Below are 16,451 nucleotides of genomic sequence, written 5' to 3'. Positions count from 1 at the left end.
GTGTAGAACATGGCCCTGATGTGTTGGGGTATTAAAAAAGCCCTGATGAAGACATCAGGGCTTTGCGCCTCAGCAAGGACTTGAACCTTGGACCTACGGATTAATCCCGCAATCCTGCGGGACCGCTCTAACCTCAAAGGCAGATTTTTTCAACTATGTACGACCGGTATGACGATACAGAGATGAACTGCTCAATGAAAGCACGGCTTTTGCGCTGCTTGATGTACTGCTCCAGGCGGAATGCCGCGGAACGGCTCTGCAGCTCGACGGTGCACGACAATTCCCAGGGGCGGTGCTTCGAGGTATAGGTGCCTTCGCCTAGCTCATTGTGAAAGCGAAGGCGGAGCGCCAAGTCCTGCGTATGTCCTATGTAATATCTGTCGGCCGAGGGGGAATAAAGGATGTAGGTGTAGAACATGGCCCTGAAGTGTTGGGGTATTAAAAAAGCCCTGATGAAGACATCAGGGCTTAGCGCCTCAGCAAGGACTTGAACCTTGGGCCTACGGATTAATCCCGCAATCCTGCGGGACCGCTCTAACCTCATATAAGGATGTAGGTGTAGAACATGTCCCTGATGTGTTGGGGTATTAAAAAAGCCCTGATGAAGACATCAGGGCTTAGCGCCTCAGCAAGGACTTGAACCTTGGACCTACGGATTAATCCCGCAATCCTGCGGGACCGCTCTAACCTCATATAAGGATGTAGGTGCAGAACATGGCCCTGATGTGTTGGGGTATTAAAAAAGCCCTGATGAAGACATCAGGGCTTAGCGCCTCAGCAAGGACTTGAACCTTGGACCTACGGATTAACAGTCCGCCGCTCTAACCAGCTGAGCTACTGAGGCAACTCTTAAAATAACCTTTCCTTTAAAAGGCGAGTGCAAATTTATACCATCCCGAATAAATGTGCAATATTTGTAGCAGAAAAAATTTTAAAAAATAAGACATGAGCCTCTTAGCTGTTGGAACTGTAGCATTTGACGATATCGAAACCCCTTTCGGCCGTGCTGAAAAGGTGGTAGGCGGAGCCGCTACTTACATCACCCTCGCGGCCTCCTATTTTACAGACAACCTGAAAATCGTCTCTGTGATTGGGGACGACTTCCCCGAAGATGAACTGTCCTATATGAAATCCAGGGGTATCGACCTTGAAGGGCTTCAGGTAAAAACCGGAGAAAAGTCCTTCTTCTGGGCAGGCAAATACCATGATAACCTTAATGAACGCGATACGCTGGACACTCAACTCAACGTATTGGCGGACTTCAAGCCTGTGTTGCCTGCCAGCTATAAAGATACCGATTTCCTTATGCTGGGCAACCTGACGCCTGCCGTACAGAAAGAGGTCATCGGCCAGCTCAATAAGCGCCCCAAGTTTATCGCGCTGGATACGATGAACTTCTGGATGGATACGGCTATGGACAGCCTGCTCGATGTGCTTCAGCACATCGATGCCCTCATCATCAATGATGAAGAAGCCCGTCAGCTGTCTGGGGAACACTCTCTGGTAAAGGCCGCTGAAAAAATCCATGCGCTAGGGCCACGCCACCTCGTCATCAAGAAAGGTGAGCACGGGGCGCTGCTCTTTGAAGGCGGCAAGGTTTTCTTTGCCCCGGCACTGCCACTGGCAGAAGTCTATGACCCTACTGGGGCAGGGGACACTTTCGCGGGCGGCTTCATGGGCTACATTGCGCGCACTGGCGACCTCTCTTTCGAGAATATGAAGCGGGCGGTCATTTACGGCTCAGCCATGGCTTCCTTCTGTGTAGAGAAGTTTAGCATTGAGCGCCTCAAAGAGCTGTCTAACAAAGAGATCAACAAGCGTATTTCACAATTTGTAGAGCTGGTCAACTTCGACGCCGACATCGAGCTTTAATAGCTCATTGGCGGTTCAAACAAGAAGCCCCGCGCAGTGCTGCACTGCGCGGGGCTTCTTGATGTTGGGGGGGATTGTTTAGCTGGGCGCAAACCAAAATGCCGAAAGGGCTTAAGCCTGACGGGCTACAGCATAGCGCCGGCCTAGCGCTGCGGAGGGGGGCAAGCCCGCTAGGGCCGAGCGGATAGCGAGCCCCGGAGCATAGCGGCACCTGCCGTTAGGCAGGGGCAGGCCCCATCACTCGAAGCAAGCTGGGCAAGCTCCAAAAAAGAGGCAATCTGGCTGGCGCGCTGTTCAGCCTTCCATTGCTTCTAGGATCTGCTCCGAGTGTGCCTTGGTCTTCACTTTGGCAATAACTTCTGCGATGACGCCTTCCTCGTTGATGATGAACGTAGTGCGGTGGACGCCGTCGTACTCCCGGCCCATGAACTTTTTCAGCCCCCATACGCCATAGGCATTGAGCACCTCCTTTTCGGTATCGGCCAGCAAGGGGAAAGGCAGCTCATGCTTGCTGATGAAATTCTGGTGCTTTTTCGCACTGTCTGGGCTTACGCCCAATAACGCATACCCTTTCTCCTGCAGGATGCTGTAGTTGTCCCTTAGGTTGCAAGCCTCTGCTGTACAGCCCGGTGTATTGTCTTTGGGGTAGAAAAACAGGATCAGCTTCTTCCCTTTGAAATCTGCCAGGGAAACAGTTTCCCCGTTTTGGTCAATGCCGCTGAAATCTGGGGCCTTGTCGCCTTTTTGAAGTGTAGTCATGTCTCGTTCTGTTTTTTGGAATGTTGGATATTCTGTTGGCATTCGCCCAAAAGCGAGCCGAATGCTTTCCCTGTGGAACAAACGGATACGGTACAGGTTTAAAAAAGGCTACACCCCGGATTTTGACCATAACATCCCGGCTTGGGACCTTTACACGGGCTGTCAGCCCCCGTATTTTTGCAACAGTTATTATGACTTAAAACACAGCAAATGATGCAAAAGACCATTCATAGGGCTGGCACCCGCGGCCACGCCAACCACGGCTGGCTCAATAGCCACCATTCCTTTAGCTTTGCCAGCTGGTACAACCCTGAGCGCATGGGGTTTGGGCTGCTGAGGGTCCTAAATGATGATGAAGTGGCACCCGGCATGGGGTTTGGGACCCACCCGCACGACAATATGGAGATCGTATCCATTCCTTTGTCGGGCGCGCTTGAACACCAAGACAGCATGGGCAACAAAACCATCATACGCGAAAATGAAGTGCAGATCATGTCGGCAGGTACTGGCGTCCGGCATTCTGAGTACAACCACTCCAAGGAGGAGGGCGTGAAGTTCCTGCAGATCTGGGTATTCCCCAAGGCCCGCAATATAGCGCCCCGATATGAGCAGCGGGTATACCGCCCAGAAGACCGGCGCAATCAGCTGCTGACGGTAGTGGCCCCTGACGAAGCGGGCGCTTTGAAGATCAACCAAGATGCGTGGTTCTCTTTGGGGGATTTTGATGCGGGCCAATCCGTCAGCTACCACTTGCATCAGCCTGGGCAGGGGGCCTATCTCTTCGTTTTGGAAGGCGAAGTAGAAGTGGCTGGGGAAACATTGGGCCGGCGTGATGCCATAGGCTTGTGGGGTACAGCGGAAGTGGCGGTCAAGGCGGGGGCCAAAGCACAGTTTCTCCTCATTGAGGTACCTATGGAGGCAACAGCCTAGGCGCTAGCACAGAGCAGGGCAGGGCTGAGGCATCATCCCTTTGTCGGTATGCTTCAGCCCTGCTCTGCCTGGCCCCAATCCGCCCAATGCGCTGGCGCTGGCGGATGTTTTTCCTCATTTTCGCCCAGCAAACGGAGGAAGGCTTCCCGGCTGATCAGCTCTGCGCCCAAGCTGCGCAGGTGGTTGGTTTCCTGTTGGCAGTCGATCAGGGTAAAGCCTCGGCTCCGAAGCGCTCGTACTAGAGCTATGAAGCCGAATTTCGAGGCATTAGACCTCCTGGCGAACATAGACTCGCCAAAAAAGACTTTGCCGAGGGCTACCCCGTACAGCCCGCCCACCAATTGCCCGGCCTCCCATACCTCCACAGAATGGGCAAAGCCCTTTTGGTGGAGCGCTGTATAACCAGTAATGATTTCATTGCTGATCCAAGTACCCTCCTGCCCCTGCCTCGGAGCCTTGGCACAAGCTTTTACGACTTCCGCAAAACATGTGTCATAACTGACCGTAAACTTCTGTTGGTTGAAATAAGGGCGCATGCTCTTGGACACCTTCAGCTGTTCGGGAAAGAGGACAAACCGGGGGTCGGGGCACCACCAAAGGGGCAGCTCTCCTGGGTTGTACCAGGGGAATATGCCAAGCTGATACGCAGACAGCAGCCGCTCTGCCGATAGGTCTCCGCCTATAGCGAGCAGGCCATCAGGGTTGGCTTCAGATGGGTGAGGGAATCTATTGTCCGAGGGGTCTAGCCAAAAAACAGGCATATTTGTTGGGTTTGAGTCAGACGATACGCAAGGTACGCATTAGACCGGTCCGGTGCATAATTTTGACTCGGCTGGGCAACTTGGCGGGCTGTTCAGCCCAGCCGGCGAGCACTCCCTTGGTTTTTGGCGGTAAGCCGCAAAAAGCGCAGCGTCAGTAAGATAGCACTGGCACTGAGCCCAATGACCAGCCCGATCCAAATACCGCCAACATCCATGCCATACCAAAATGCCAGGGCATAGCCAGAAGGGATCCCAATAGCCCAGTATGCCAGGAATACGAACAGGGTAGGCACCCTGACGTCCTGAAGCCCGCGCAGCAGCCCCACGCCAATGGCCTGCACGGCATCTGAAATCTGGAACACAGCGGTCAGGAATAAGAGGACAGCAGCGTAGGTTACCACCTTTGCTTCATCATTGAAGAGCAAGGGGAGCTGATGCCGGCCTAGCACGAAGAACACAGCACATAGCACACCGTAGGCGATGGCAATAAGCAGCGTCGATTGCCCGACCTGCCGTGCATGCGCCCAATCTTGCCGGCCATAGGCATAGCCCACGCGTATACTGCCCGCCGCGCTGATGCCCACTGAGACCATGAATGTGAAGGAAGCTATGCTGATGGCAATCTGGTGCGCGGCCTGCTGTACATAGCCCAGCCACCCTGCCATAATGCCCGATAAGGCAAAAGCGGCCGTTTCCATACCGTACTGCAGGCTGGCCGGTATGCCAATCCGGAAGATGTCTCTAAAACGCTTATAGCGGAACTGCAGCTGATCCGACAGATGCTGCCGGTAGGGGGCAAAATGCTCACCTTTGGCAATAAGCCAGAAAATGGCAATCATCACGACTATACGAGAAGCCAGTGTGCCCACGCCAGCACCTTCGAGCTCCATGCGCGGCGCGCCCCATTCTCCAAAAATGAAGGCGTAGTTGACCAGGACATTAATGGGTATAGACAGCAGCGCAAGGTACATGGGCACGCGGGTGCGGCCCAAGCCGTCGGCAAACTGTTTCATCGCCATAAAGGCAGCCATGGGTATCATTCCCCAGCCCATCCATATCAGATATGGGCGCGACAGCTCAGCCACAATTTCGTCTTGCCCGAAGTAGTAGACCATATCTGCCCCAAAGTGTATACCTATGGCGAAGAGCAGCGCCATGGCCGTTACGATCAGCCCCCCATTGAAGAGGATGCGCAGGGGCTTCACTTCGTCCTTTTCGCCTAGGGCAGAAGCGACCAAAGGAGAGATGGCGGTAGTCAGGCCTATGGCCAAGATCAGGGGCAGGGCAATCAGGTTGTTGACAAAAGCAGCAGCAGCCAGCTGAGAGCTGTGTATAGCGCCCACCATAGCGCTATCAATAATGCCCAGCGCTATTTGGGTCATATTGCCCAGAATGATGGGCCAGCCTAGGATAAGTGTCTTTTTTACTTCCTGCCACATAGTCTGATCATGGTTTGCGCCGCAAAGGTAAGCCCCGGCAGGGCATAACAAGCACCTGGCCGCGGGTATTTAGCCGCTACTTTGCCGTATTCATTCCAATGTGGCAGATCTCGGGGTTGGGGCTGTGGCCGGAATTTTTTTTCTTTGGGGAGACAACCCATCTCTTCATCCAGGTTTAATACATCATGAGGTCTGCTATTATAAGAATTTTGTTGCTTTTGCCTGCTGTGCTGTTGCTTTCCGCAGGTGCTCCCTACAGCAACGCCCGCCCATGGAAAGTCACGGCTTACATACAGAGCCACCTTTATCTGGCCAAAGAGCTACATTTGGAAACGGGCATCCCTGTGCCGTTTATCTTGGCCGTGGCCGGGCTGGAGAGCGATTGGGGGCGCAGCGAGCTGGCCCGGCATGCCAACAACCACTTTGGCTTGAAGGTCAAGCCGGAATGGCGAGGGCTGCAGTATTGTAAGCAGACTCAAGAGTTCAGCGGGCTGGATGCTTATCAAGAGACCGCCTGCTTCCGAAAGTACCCCCTTATCCGGAGGAGCTACCAAGATTTTGGGAGGTTCATTACTGCCCGCAAAAACTACCAGGCTACGCAAGGGCTTTCGGTTTGGGACTATCAGGGGTGGGCCGAGGCCATACAGCAAGGCGGCTATGCTACCGACCCCGAATACGCTCAAAAGCTGCGCGGCATCATCTGGAGATACCAATTGTCTGAATTTCAGCTCACCGACTGATTATTGTCACTGCTTTTGCCTTATGGGCCTGCTACTTTTGTAGCATCAGCCCTGCCAAATACCATACCTCACTAATTGACTCACAACGCTGCGGGCTTTCCGCAGCTCAAACCAGGAATGGCTATGATTGACCTCAAAATCCCTGTCACCCGCATCATGACCTCATCCCCCAAAACCGTAAAAGTGGACAGCCCGGCCTCCGAGCTCGACACCCTGTTCCGGGAAAACCGCATCCACCATGTGCCTGTAGTGGATGAAGACGGCAAGGTTGTTGGGATTGTAAGCAAATCAGACTTTCTGTACCTGCTGAGAGGGTATACCCACCACGAGAGCGACCGCTTTCGCGAAATGGCTAAGCTAAGGGCGTTTAAAGTACTTGAGCTGATGCAGACGGAAGTGGAAACCTTGCCAGATACGGCTACTGTACAGGATGCCGTGCGCCTACTGGCACAGAACCGCTATCAAGCACTGCCTGTAACCACATCAGAGCAGGCAATTGCAGGCATCGTGACCACTCATGATATCATTGACCTCTTGAACGAATAGGAAAGTGCTTTCCAATTGAGCAAGGGCATTGCGGCTAAAGCACGCAACGCCCTTGCTCTTGTAGCCCTACTCGCCCAGCACTTCCTCTATGCTCGCTTTTTCCAACTCCCGCCCCAAGTAGACCAGCATGATGCCTTCTTCAAAATCCAGCTCTTGCAGCGTAGGGGGGATGGGCTCCAGGCTGCCATCCGGGAATTTCAGGAACAGCGGCGCAGTATGATTGTTGACTGCGGTGCGGTCGATCATCCGCTCCAGCTCTTCCCGGCTCCTAACCTCCAGCTCATGTATTTCTGGGTAATCCCGCGCAACCTCATTGAGGTTCAGGAAGTCATCGGTGTAAGAAAAGATGCCGTGCTGGGGCAGATCTTCCCGGTCTTGTTTCAGCTCATCCGGGTTGATGAGGCGGAAGGAGCCGTTTTCACCAAAAATTTTCTGGTAAGCCCTCACAGCATATTGGTTGACATCGGGGCTGCTTGTCATAGCGATCATATACCCCATGTCTAGCAGTTCGAACTGATCGCTTAGGTCTTCGGTATAAATATTGGCCGTGTAAGCTTCCAGCCCGGCCTCTTTTGCTTTTTTGACACTGCTCTCGCTATTGTCCACCAAAACAACGTGCCGGTTCTGTCCTTCGAGGTATTGCCCGATGATACGGGAAGCCCCATTAGCGCCTACCAGCAGTATGCCCTCGGAGCCATCAAGGGTTACCTTGAGCAAACGGGCCACTGCACGGGCCGTTGTGGCATTGATCAAAACGGTGCCCAGCACAATCATAAAAACCAAGGGCACGAGGTACTCTGCGTCCTCCACTTGGGGGTCGCCAGAGGTAAGGGTCAGGCCGAAGAGCGATGCAATGCCAGCAGCCACGATGCCCCTTGGCCCTACCCAGGAAATGAAAACTTTTTCCCGAAAGTTGAGGTCTGACCGGTTGGTGCTCAGGAATACGCCCAAAGGGCGGAGCACCAGCGTAACCGTCAGGAAAAGCCCGAGCGCCCGCCAGTCGCTGATGATGATGTAAATATCCTCTACATTAATAAGCGCAGAGAGGATGATGAAGAGTATAGAAATGAGCAGTACACTAAGGGACTCCTTGAAGGATAAAATCTCCTTGAGCCTTGGCACATCAGTATTGCCCAGCACCAGCCCCATGATGACGACAGAAAGCAGGCCGGCCTCATGTGCGAGCAGGTCAGAAAATACAAAGACGAGCAGCACAAAGGCCAGGGTAAAGACATTGAGCAGGTAATGCGGGATAAGATCGCGCTTGATCAGGTGGTATAACGCAAAAGCCGCGAGGCTGCCCAAGGCCAAGCCAATGAGCAGGATCTGGAAAAACGTTACCAGGGCATGCGAGGTAAATTCTACCCCGCCCTCTGCCGACCGGATGAACTCGAACACCAAAACCGCTACCAATGCCCCTACCGGATCGATAAGGATGCCTTCCCACTTGAGCACTGTGCTCACGTTGCGGTTGAGAGGTATGTTCTGCAAGATAGGAGCGATCACGGTAGGCCCGGTCACGATGACAAGCCCGGCAAAAAGAAAGGAAATCGCCCAATTGAGGTCCATAATGAAATGGGACGCCAGCCCTGCGCCGATAAAGGTGACGAGGGAACCGACCGTGATCATCTTGAGGATAGCCGGCCCCACACCAGCAATTTCTTTGCGCTTCAACGTAAGCCCTCCCTCAAAAAGGATGATGCCAATGGCCAGGGACACAAAGGAAAACAGGTATTTGTCTGGAAATATGCCATAGCTCCCCCCTTCTCCACTTTCAATCAGCAAGGGCTCAAGGAGTTTCTGCCCATCGTGTGTGAAGAAAGTCGAGATTGGGCCTACGGCCAGCCCTGTGATGATAAGGGGTAGGATGGCCGGCACCTTGATGCGCCATGCCAGCCACTGAGCCATAATGCCCAATACGATGATTCCTGCGAGTTCTACCATTGGCTTTTGTTGATGTTCGTTTTTAATCAGGGCCTGCCCCGCCCTCTCGCGGTGCTCGGTGGCGGCGGGAAGGTTGTGCGTGACCAGTGATAGCGGATTTGGAAATAGCGCGCTACAGCAACTGCATGGGTCAAGGGTGCTTGGAGGGGTGTTGCAATCGAGGCTCTTCCCCTTCACATACCTGTCGGCAGCTGCCACCTGCGGCGCTTACAAGTTAATAAAATATACCTGCTGCTCCACAGTATTGCTCCCTACTTTAAACCCCTCTGCCGCTCGCTTGGTTCTAACCGCCGCAGAAGTGCCTTCCGGGAAAGCAGGCTTCGGCAACAGAGGGCGCGCCTCATTGGCACGAAATCATTACCTTTGCCGTTTTGAAAACAACTTGCAGGGTGCTGCCATTAGCCGCCCATTCATAATAGCATTTATGTCTGTCAACCTCAAAGAGCTCAAACGCCGCCGCACATTCGGCATCATCAGTCACCCTGATGCCGGCAAGACTACCCTCACCGAAAAACTCCTGCTCTTCGGTGGCGCCATTCAGGTGGCTGGCGCAGTGAAGTCCAATAAAATTAAGCGCAGTGCAACTTCCGACTTCATGGAGATTGAACGGCAGCGGGGGATCTCCGTCGCCACTTCTGTCATGGCTTTTGATTACCGCAACCTGAAAATCAACATCCTCGATACGCCTGGCCACCAAGATTTCCAAGAGGACACCTACCGTACCCTGACCGCTGTGGATAGCGTTATTGTCGTCATCGACGTAGCCAAAGGGGTGGAGGCCCAAACGGAGAAACTCGTCAATGTCTGCCGGATGCGCAACACGCCTATCATGGTTTTTATCAACAAATTGGACCGGGAGGGGCTCGATGGTTTTGACCTGCTCGATGAACTGGAGCAAAAGCTGGGCCTGACGGTCCGACCTTTGAGCTGGCCGATCGGCATGGGGCAGCGCTTCAAAGGGGTGTACAACCTTTACGAACAGAAGATCATCCTCTTCCGCCCACATGGCAAGCAGGATGAGGAGGACGTGGTCGAAATCACGGACTTATCTGATGGGCGCCTGGACGAGCTGGTAGGGACAGCTGCTGCTGATGAACTGCGCGAAGAGGTCCACATGGTGGAGTCGGTCTATCCTAAATTTGACCGGGAGGCTTACCTTAGAGGAGAGCTCTCCCCGGTATTCTTCGGCAGTGCCATCAATAATTTTGGGGTCCGGGAACTGCTCGACTGTTTTGTAGAGGTGGCGCCTCCGCCACTTTCCCGCCCGGCAGAGGAGCGGGAGGTCAAGCCGGAAGAGGGCAGCTTCTCCGGCTTCGTCTTCAAAATACACGCCAATATGGACCCCAAGCACCGCGACCGCATTGCGTTCATGCGTATTTGTTCGGGCACCTTCGAGCGCAACACCAATTACCTCCACGTACGCCAAAACCGGAAGATGAAGTTCCCCAACCCTACCAGTTTTATGGCGGAGAAAAAAATGGTGGTGGACGAGGCCTTCCCGGGTGATGTGATCGGCCTGTACGATAGCGGCAACTTCAAAATTGGCGATACCCTCACCGAAGGGGAGGAGCTCCACTTCAAAGGTATCCCAAGCTTCTCCCCTGAGCAGTTCCGCTATGTCAACAACGCAGACCCCATGAAGTACAAACAGCTGGATAAAGGGCTTGAACAGCTCATGGACGAAGGGGTCGCCCAGCTTTTTGTCAAAGAGGACAACGGCCGCAAAATTATTGGCACTGTTGGTGCGCTGCAATTTGACGTGATACAGTACCGCCTAGAGCATGAGTACGGCGCCCGCTGTACCTATGAAGGGCTCAACTTGCACAAGGCTTGCTGGGTAACGGCCAAAGACGAGAAAGCGCTGAAAGAGTTTATACAGCGCAGGAAACGGGACTTGGCCCGCGACAAGCACGGGCAGTTGGTCTACCTCGCAGAGTCGGCTTGGTCCCTCAAAATGGCACAGGAGAACCATCCAGAGATTGAATTCCACTTCAAAAGCGATTTCTAAGGGCCGGTTTGGGTTTTGCCCTTCTAGGCGAAAACTGGCAGTTTGGGGTTAGGCAAGGCACGAAAACCGGAGTTTAGCCAAGTCTCGCTTTTTACTTTATAACAACTGGGAAGGATCTTCGAAACGGGATATAAGCAAAAAGTGTCCCCCTGTCTAGCGGGATAGCCCGATTGCTAAAGCCTAAACAGGTGCCAACCAGATGGCCGTTTTTTTTGGGGGCCTGCCCCTGCCATCGGGCAGGTGCCGCTATGCTGCGGGGCTCGCTGTCCGCTCGGCCCTATCGGGCTTGCACCCCTTCGCAGCGCTAGGCCAATGCCAGCCTATAGCCCGGAAAGCATAAACGCCTGCGACATTTAAGCTCACGCCCGTCCAAACAGGCGCAAAGTTGCCCTTGGCCAATTGGGCGAATGCCCCAGGCAAAACAACTGCTAATCAAGCGGTTTGTCTGGCACCGGTGCACTTGCGTGAAAATCCTGGTGGATACGCTCGGCGTAGCCATCAAGCAGCTCCAGTACACGATCGCGCGAAGGCGACTGCACAATAGCGCCGACATGATAGGCTTTGTCCAGCTTCCACACCACTTCCGGTTCATTGAATACACTTTGGTCTGGGTGTTCGTACCGGGCTAGGGAGACCACTATGCCCGCGTGGTCCTGACGGGCTTCAGGAGCCGTATAAGGCAGGCCTTTGGCCATTGCGGTTTCCAGCCGAGCCCATTCTGCCCAGAGGTTGACCCCCGAAGAGTAATATACCATCTCGGCAAGGTGGGCACCACCGACCCGGGAGCTCGTCTCCAGGAAATAGTATTGCCCATCCTCTTTGGACCGGATAAACTCGGTGTGGGAAGCACTGAACTGCATGCCAAAGGCTTCCATGACACGAGCATTGACCGCTTGTAGTGCTTCGTCTTCCTCCCCTCCGAAAGGGACGGTGGCAGAACGGAATATCCCCCCTCCATGCGCCACTTCAAAAGGCGTGTTCAGATAGCGGGACACCCGGCTGAAGCCGACCTGCCCGTCTACTGTCAGGGCATCTACATGGTAAACATCGCCGGGCTTGAACTGCTCTACCAAGTATTGGTGGCGCTCGTCCCCCAAACTGTGGATGACCGCCCAGAGCTCATCGCCATTGTGCACTTTGCGTATGCCAGTGGCAGAAGCTTCAGACCGAGGCTTGACGACCCATGGGGCTGCTGTTTCTTCGATAAATGCATTGACGGCAGCATCGCTGAACAGCGAACTGAAAGGAGGGACAGGGATACCTGCGTCTGCTGCTTTCATGCGCATGGCCAGCTTGTCCCGGAAATAGCGTGCCGTCGTTTGGCCCATTCCAGGTATCCGGAAGGCTTCCCTTAGGAAGGCCCCTTTCTCCACATCGAAGTCATCAAGGGCGACGACGCGGTCCACTGGCTTATTGCGCATCAGCCAGGCCAGCCCTTTCTCCATGTTGGCATAGTTCTCCGGAGTATTCTCATCCGTATCGAGGTAGAAAAACTCATCTACCGCTTCTCGTGGCCAGTCTGCATGCTCCAGCTTTTTTGCGGTAAGCAGGTAAACCGTATTGCCGGCAGCTTTGCAGGCCTTCAGAAAATCACTGCCTTTGAAGTAGCAGGTCACGCAGAGGAATGTCAGGGGTCTGTCCATTGGTTCAACATCTGTGGGTGGAAGAAATATAGCAGCAGCCGATCGTACTGCCACATCGAAAGATAATCAATCCCCCTGCTTTTGCGCGCCTGCCGCTGATATTTTATCGCTTAAAAGGTTTCCAAAAACGCAGTCAGCAGCCTGAGCCCATAGCCAGATGCGCTTTTCTGCACAGAGAACTCATTGTCGCCAAATGCAACCCCTGCAATATCCAGGTGGGCCCAGTTGGGGTGCTGATGGGTAAAAAACTCAAGGAATTTGGCGGCATTGATCGCGCCGGCCATTGGGCGCCCGCTGAAGTTGCGCACATCAGCAGTATCAGACTTGAGGTCTTCCTCGTATACCTCCCAAAGGGGCAAAGGCCAAACCCGCTCCCCAGCTGCTTCGCCCAATGCCATCAGCTGCTGCTGCAGGCTTTCCGAGCTACTGAACAGCGCGGCGGCATGGTACCCGAAGGTGCGCACGGCGCTGCCCGTCAGTGTAGCCAGGTCGATAAGGGTATCTGGTGCGTAATGCTTCAGCATATAGGCAATGCCATCGGCCAGTATCAGGCGGCCCTCCGCATCCGTATCCGTTACCTCTATGGTTTTGCCGCTGTAAGATCCGATAACATCGCCTGGCTTGATGGCATTGGCATCTACGCAGTTGTCTGTCGCTGGCACAATCCCGATCAAGTGCACAGGCAGGCGCAATTTGGCGGCAGCCTCCATAGTGCCTAAGACAGCAGCAGCCCCTCCCATATCGCTCTTCATGTAGTGCATATTGGTAGAGGGCTTGATAGAGACGCCTCCCGTATCGAAGGTGACGCCCTTGCCGACTAAGCCTATTTTGGGCAGGTTGCCCCCCTGTCCTTGATACTCCATGATGATGAAACGGGGCTCTACCTCGCTGCCGCGGTTCACCGCCAGTAGAGCGTGCAGCCCCTCCTGCTGTATAGCAGCTTTATCGAGCACCTTCACGCTATATCCGTGGGCTTCTCCGGAGGCCAAAGCCCATGAGGCGAGCATTTCGGGGGTTTTGTAATTGCTAGGAGCGTTGACAAGGTCCATCATCTGCATCTGAGTAGCTGCCAGGTGCAGCCCCTTTTGCCCCGCGGCCGTCACCTCTTCCGCCGAGAGGCTTTCGCCAAAAAACATAAGCTGAGCACCTTCTTGAGCCAAAGGGTGCTCCTGCCCTGCCGGCTCCTGCCGGAAACGCCCCAACTGATACGTGCCCAACAGCAAGCCGTGTGCAGCTGCTTCGGCCCTGCGCAGGGCCTGTGCTGACGTCAGCCCACCTAGCCATACGCCTGTAGCGGCAGACAGCTGTGCAGCCTGCTTGTGAGAAAAGGACCGGAAAGGCTTGATGAGGTCTGCCCAATTTTTGGGCTCGCCCAGCCCGATCAGATGGATTTTCAGGCCATTGCCATACAGGGTCGTTTTCTCGCCTGCCGCCCCGGTAAAATCAGCAGACAACAGCTCACTGCCCTGTCCGGCCAGCCGGGCGGCTTTGGCCAGCTGATCCTTCACAGCATCAGTCTTGGCAATGGGGAATAGCAGGCAGGATATTGATTTTTCAATGGTGTTTTGGGATGAGATCTCCATCATGAGCAGGGTACTTTAATCTTTAGTGGTTTGGAAAAAAAGCCACTCCACGGCACGGGGGAACTCTTGTCCCCAGCGAGCTTCGTTGTGGGCCCCGTCGGGGTCCAGAGAAAGCTCAAAGGTAAATGAGGCTTCGGTTTGCTGTTCGGATGCATTAATGAAACGGCGGATATTGGGCACCATGTTCGCACTTTCGCCTTCGCCGGCATAAACGTAAACCCTCATATCCCGAGGGTCGAAAAAGTTCATATAATGGAAGTGGATATTGGGGCTCACCCAGAGAGAAGGGGAGAATATCATGAGCTTGCCATATACTTCCGGGTAGATGAGCCCGCCATAAATACTGATGAGCCCGCCCATTGAGCTGCCGCCAATGCCGGTATGCTCCCGCTCAGGGCGCGTCCGGAAGTGCTCATCCACGAAAGGCTTGAGCCGGTCGGCCAGGGCGCGTACGTACTTCTTGCCATTGCCAGAGCCCAGCTGTGTACGGAAGGAGGGGGTATATTCCGCAATGCGGTCTTTTTCTGCGTGGTCAATAGCAATAACGATGATGTCGCCAAAGCCTTGCTCTGCCATCATGGCCAGGCGTTTGTTGACGCCCCAGTTTCCGAAAGGGGCATACTCGTCAAAAAGGTTCTGCCCATCCTGCAGATAGAGCACCGGGTAGCGCTTTCCGCTCGCATCATAGTCGTACGGCAGCAGCGCAGTGATGCGCCGGGTCTTGATGAGCTTAGGCACTTTGAAGTCGGCGCTCAGGTCTACAATTTTCGGCAAGAAGGCAGGATTGTAGTACAGCCCATCTACCATCCAGCGTTCTACGCGGTCTTCAGGGCCGGGCCTTTCTGCAGCCCTCCATTGGCGGTTGGAAATGGCGTTGCCAAAGCGGTCGATCTCCACTTGCTCCCACCCGCCTCTATGGTATTTGTACTCCAGCACTTCTGGCAGTAGCTCGCCAGCCGGGAACTCAAAGGCAAACTGCCCAGGGGCGGTTTCTTGCATGCGGTAGGCCTCATCAGAGACGCGCCAGCTGTTGAAGTTGCCCGCTACGTACACGGGCCTGCCCGTGCCATCCTCAGGGGCTGTCAGGGCCAGCCTCAGCCCTGTGCCCGCTCCGGGCTGATGTTCCTGTGCGGATGAATCACCTGCTGTCATAAATTTGGATGGTGTAAAGTTGTGCAGCTCGCAGGCTTGCCGGGGTGTTCCCGGCAGCGGATGAAGCACTTAAAAAATTGCGTAAAAGTACAAAAATAATGCACAGACTCTTGTAGTTTCAGGGTGACCAATAAAATTCGGGATATGAAAAACCAACTGCTCTGGGGCATAGACCTTGGAGGGACAAAAATTGAAGGCGCTATTATCGAAAGCATCAGCCCGTTGAAAGTGCGTTCGCGCCTGCGCGTGCCGACGGAAAAAGAAAAAGGCTACGAGCATATTATCGGGCAAATTGAAAAAGTCATCCGCCTGCTCATCGACGACTGTGGCGAAAGGCCTGATGCTATAGGGATTGGCACCCCGGGCACTACCGACCCCGACTCCGGCCTGATCAAAAATGCAAACGCCGTGGTGCTCAACGGCAAGCCTCTGCATAAAGACTTGGAAGCCCGTTTGGGCATCCCTGTCGCTATGGCCAATGACGCCAACTGTTTTGCGATAGCCGAGGCACGCCTGGGCAAAGTGCCCCGAGAAGCGCCCAATGCACAGGTCGTGTTTGGGGTCATTATGGGCACAGGCGTAGGCGGGGGTGTTGTCATCAACGGGCAGGTGCGCAATGGCCGGCAGGGCATAGCCGGCGAGTGGGGGCACAACTTCCTCGATGATTCGGGCGGCCCCTGCTATTGTGGGCTCTCGGGCTGTGTGGAGACGGTGATTTCGGGCCCGGCCTTGGAGCGGTTTTATGAAAAAGAGGCCGGGCAAAAGCGCAGCCTCAAGGAGATCATGGCCCGCCTGGAGAATGATAAGGCTGCACGGGCTACGCTAGACCGGCTGCTGCATTTCTTTGGGAAAGGCATCGCCTCCGTCATCAATGTGCTCGACCCCGATGCGATCGTGCTCGGCGGCGGCCTGGGCAACATCCCCCAATTGTATACGGAAGGGGTTGAGGCTGCACGGCACTTTACTTTCAATCACCGGCTCGATACCCGTTTTCTGGCTCCAGAGCTGGGAGACAGCGCAGGGGTGTTCGGTGCCGCTATGCTGGTAGCTGACCGCTAAGGGCGCCCACAATAG

At 54.5% G+C, this 16,451-nt stretch carries 14 protein-coding genes and 1 tRNA gene; 6 read left to right on the top strand and 9 right to left on the bottom strand.

The window, feature by feature from the left end; genetic code table 11:
* Nucleotides 1-133: 133 nt before the first annotated feature.
* Nucleotides 134-418 (bottom strand): GIY-YIG nuclease family protein, encoded by a 285-nt coding sequence (locus tag FRY97_RS17045; RefSeq protein ID WP_147168773.1) that lies wholly within the window; start codon nucleotides 416-418, stop codon nucleotides 134-136.
* 352 nt (nucleotides 419-770) lie between these two features.
* Nucleotides 771-844 (bottom strand) — tRNA-Asn (locus FRY97_RS17040).
* 101 nt (nucleotides 845-945) lie between these two features.
* On the opposite strand from FRY97_RS17040, the gene FRY97_RS17035 reads away from it, so the two are divergent.
* Nucleotides 946-1,872, top strand: a complete 927-nt coding sequence (locus FRY97_RS17035; RefSeq protein WP_147168772.1) for a PfkB family carbohydrate kinase — start codon at nucleotides 946-948, stop codon at nucleotides 1,870-1,872.
* Nucleotides 1,873-2,166: 294 nt separating this feature from the next.
* On the opposite strand, the gene bcp is transcribed toward FRY97_RS17035, so the two are convergent.
* Nucleotides 2,167-2,631, bottom strand: coding sequence for a thioredoxin-dependent thiol peroxidase (gene bcp, locus FRY97_RS17030; protein WP_147168771.1), 465 nt, complete (start codon nucleotides 2,629-2,631; stop codon nucleotides 2,167-2,169).
* 213 nt (nucleotides 2,632-2,844) lie between these two features.
* On the opposite strand from bcp, the gene FRY97_RS17025 reads away from it, so the two are divergent.
* A complete protein-coding gene (locus tag FRY97_RS17025; protein ID WP_147168776.1) occupies nucleotides 2,845-3,561 on the top strand; it encodes a pirin family protein in 717 nt (238 codons plus the stop codon).
* A 53-nt stretch (nucleotides 3,562-3,614) separates the two neighbouring features.
* On the opposite strand, the gene aat is transcribed toward FRY97_RS17025, so the two are convergent.
* Nucleotides 3,615-4,322: a leucyl/phenylalanyl-tRNA--protein transferase gene (aat, locus tag FRY97_RS17020; RefSeq protein WP_147168770.1), complete on the bottom strand. Its 708-nt coding sequence runs from the start codon at nucleotides 4,320-4,322 to the stop codon at nucleotides 3,615-3,617.
* A gap of 92 nt (nucleotides 4,323-4,414) precedes the next feature.
* The gene (locus FRY97_RS17015) at nucleotides 4,415-5,761 is read right to left on the bottom strand and encodes an MATE family efflux transporter (RefSeq protein WP_147168769.1); all 1,347 of its coding nucleotides are present in this window, start codon (nucleotides 5,759-5,761) and stop codon (nucleotides 4,415-4,417) included.
* 185 nt (nucleotides 5,762-5,946) lie between these two features.
* On the opposite strand from FRY97_RS17015, the gene FRY97_RS17010 reads away from it, so the two are divergent.
* On the top strand, nucleotides 5,947-6,501 hold the full coding sequence (locus FRY97_RS17010; RefSeq protein ID WP_147168768.1) for a glycoside hydrolase family 73 protein: 555 nt from the start codon (nucleotides 5,947-5,949) through the stop codon (nucleotides 6,499-6,501).
* Between the two features lie 123 nt (nucleotides 6,502-6,624).
* Nucleotides 6,625-7,047, top strand: coding sequence for a CBS domain-containing protein (locus FRY97_RS17005; RefSeq protein ID WP_170254709.1), 423 nt, complete (start codon nucleotides 6,625-6,627; stop codon nucleotides 7,045-7,047).
* A gap of 66 nt (nucleotides 7,048-7,113) precedes the next feature.
* On the opposite strand, the gene FRY97_RS17000 is transcribed toward FRY97_RS17005, so the two are convergent.
* Nucleotides 7,114-8,991 carry a cation:proton antiporter gene (locus FRY97_RS17000; RefSeq protein WP_147168766.1) on the bottom strand — a complete coding sequence of 626 codons (1,878 nt, stop codon included), beginning with the start codon at nucleotides 8,989-8,991 and terminating at the stop codon, nucleotides 7,114-7,116.
* Between the two features lie 424 nt (nucleotides 8,992-9,415).
* On the opposite strand from FRY97_RS17000, the gene FRY97_RS16995 reads away from it, so the two are divergent.
* Nucleotides 9,416-10,999 carry a peptide chain release factor 3 gene (locus tag FRY97_RS16995; RefSeq protein ID WP_147168765.1) on the top strand — a complete coding sequence of 528 codons (1,584 nt, stop codon included), beginning with the start codon at nucleotides 9,416-9,418 and terminating at the stop codon, nucleotides 10,997-10,999.
* 428 nt (nucleotides 11,000-11,427) lie between these two features.
* Here the strand turns inward: FRY97_RS16995 and FRY97_RS16990 are convergent, their stop codons facing one another.
* The 3 genes from FRY97_RS16990 to FRY97_RS16980 form a co-directional block, all read right to left on the bottom strand.
* Nucleotides 11,428-12,642 carry an ATP-grasp domain-containing protein gene (locus tag FRY97_RS16990; RefSeq protein ID WP_147168764.1) on the bottom strand — a complete coding sequence of 405 codons (1,215 nt, stop codon included), beginning with the start codon at nucleotides 12,640-12,642 and terminating at the stop codon, nucleotides 11,428-11,430.
* A gap of 110 nt (nucleotides 12,643-12,752) precedes the next feature.
* On the bottom strand, nucleotides 12,753-14,228 hold the full coding sequence (locus FRY97_RS16985; RefSeq protein ID WP_211356902.1) for a leucyl aminopeptidase family protein: 1,476 nt from the start codon (nucleotides 14,226-14,228) through the stop codon (nucleotides 12,753-12,755).
* A 12-nt stretch (nucleotides 14,229-14,240) separates the two neighbouring features.
* Nucleotides 14,241-15,377 (bottom strand): alpha/beta hydrolase, encoded by a 1,137-nt coding sequence (locus FRY97_RS16980; protein ID WP_147168763.1) that lies wholly within the window; start codon nucleotides 15,375-15,377, stop codon nucleotides 14,241-14,243.
* Between the two features lie 144 nt (nucleotides 15,378-15,521).
* Here FRY97_RS16980 and FRY97_RS16975 point away from each other — a divergent pair, with 144 nt between their 5' ends.
* Nucleotides 15,522-16,436 (top strand): ROK family protein, encoded by a 915-nt coding sequence (locus FRY97_RS16975; RefSeq protein ID WP_147168762.1) that lies wholly within the window; start codon nucleotides 15,522-15,524, stop codon nucleotides 16,434-16,436.
* Nucleotides 16,437-16,451: the final 15 nt, after the last annotated feature.

Source organism: Phaeodactylibacter luteus (assembly GCF_007993045.1).
GTDB lineage: Bacteria > Bacteroidota > Bacteroidia > Chitinophagales > Saprospiraceae > Phaeodactylibacter > Phaeodactylibacter luteus.
The sequence above is the reverse complement of the archived record's forward strand: the minus strand, read 5'-3'. Positions and strand labels throughout refer to the sequence as shown.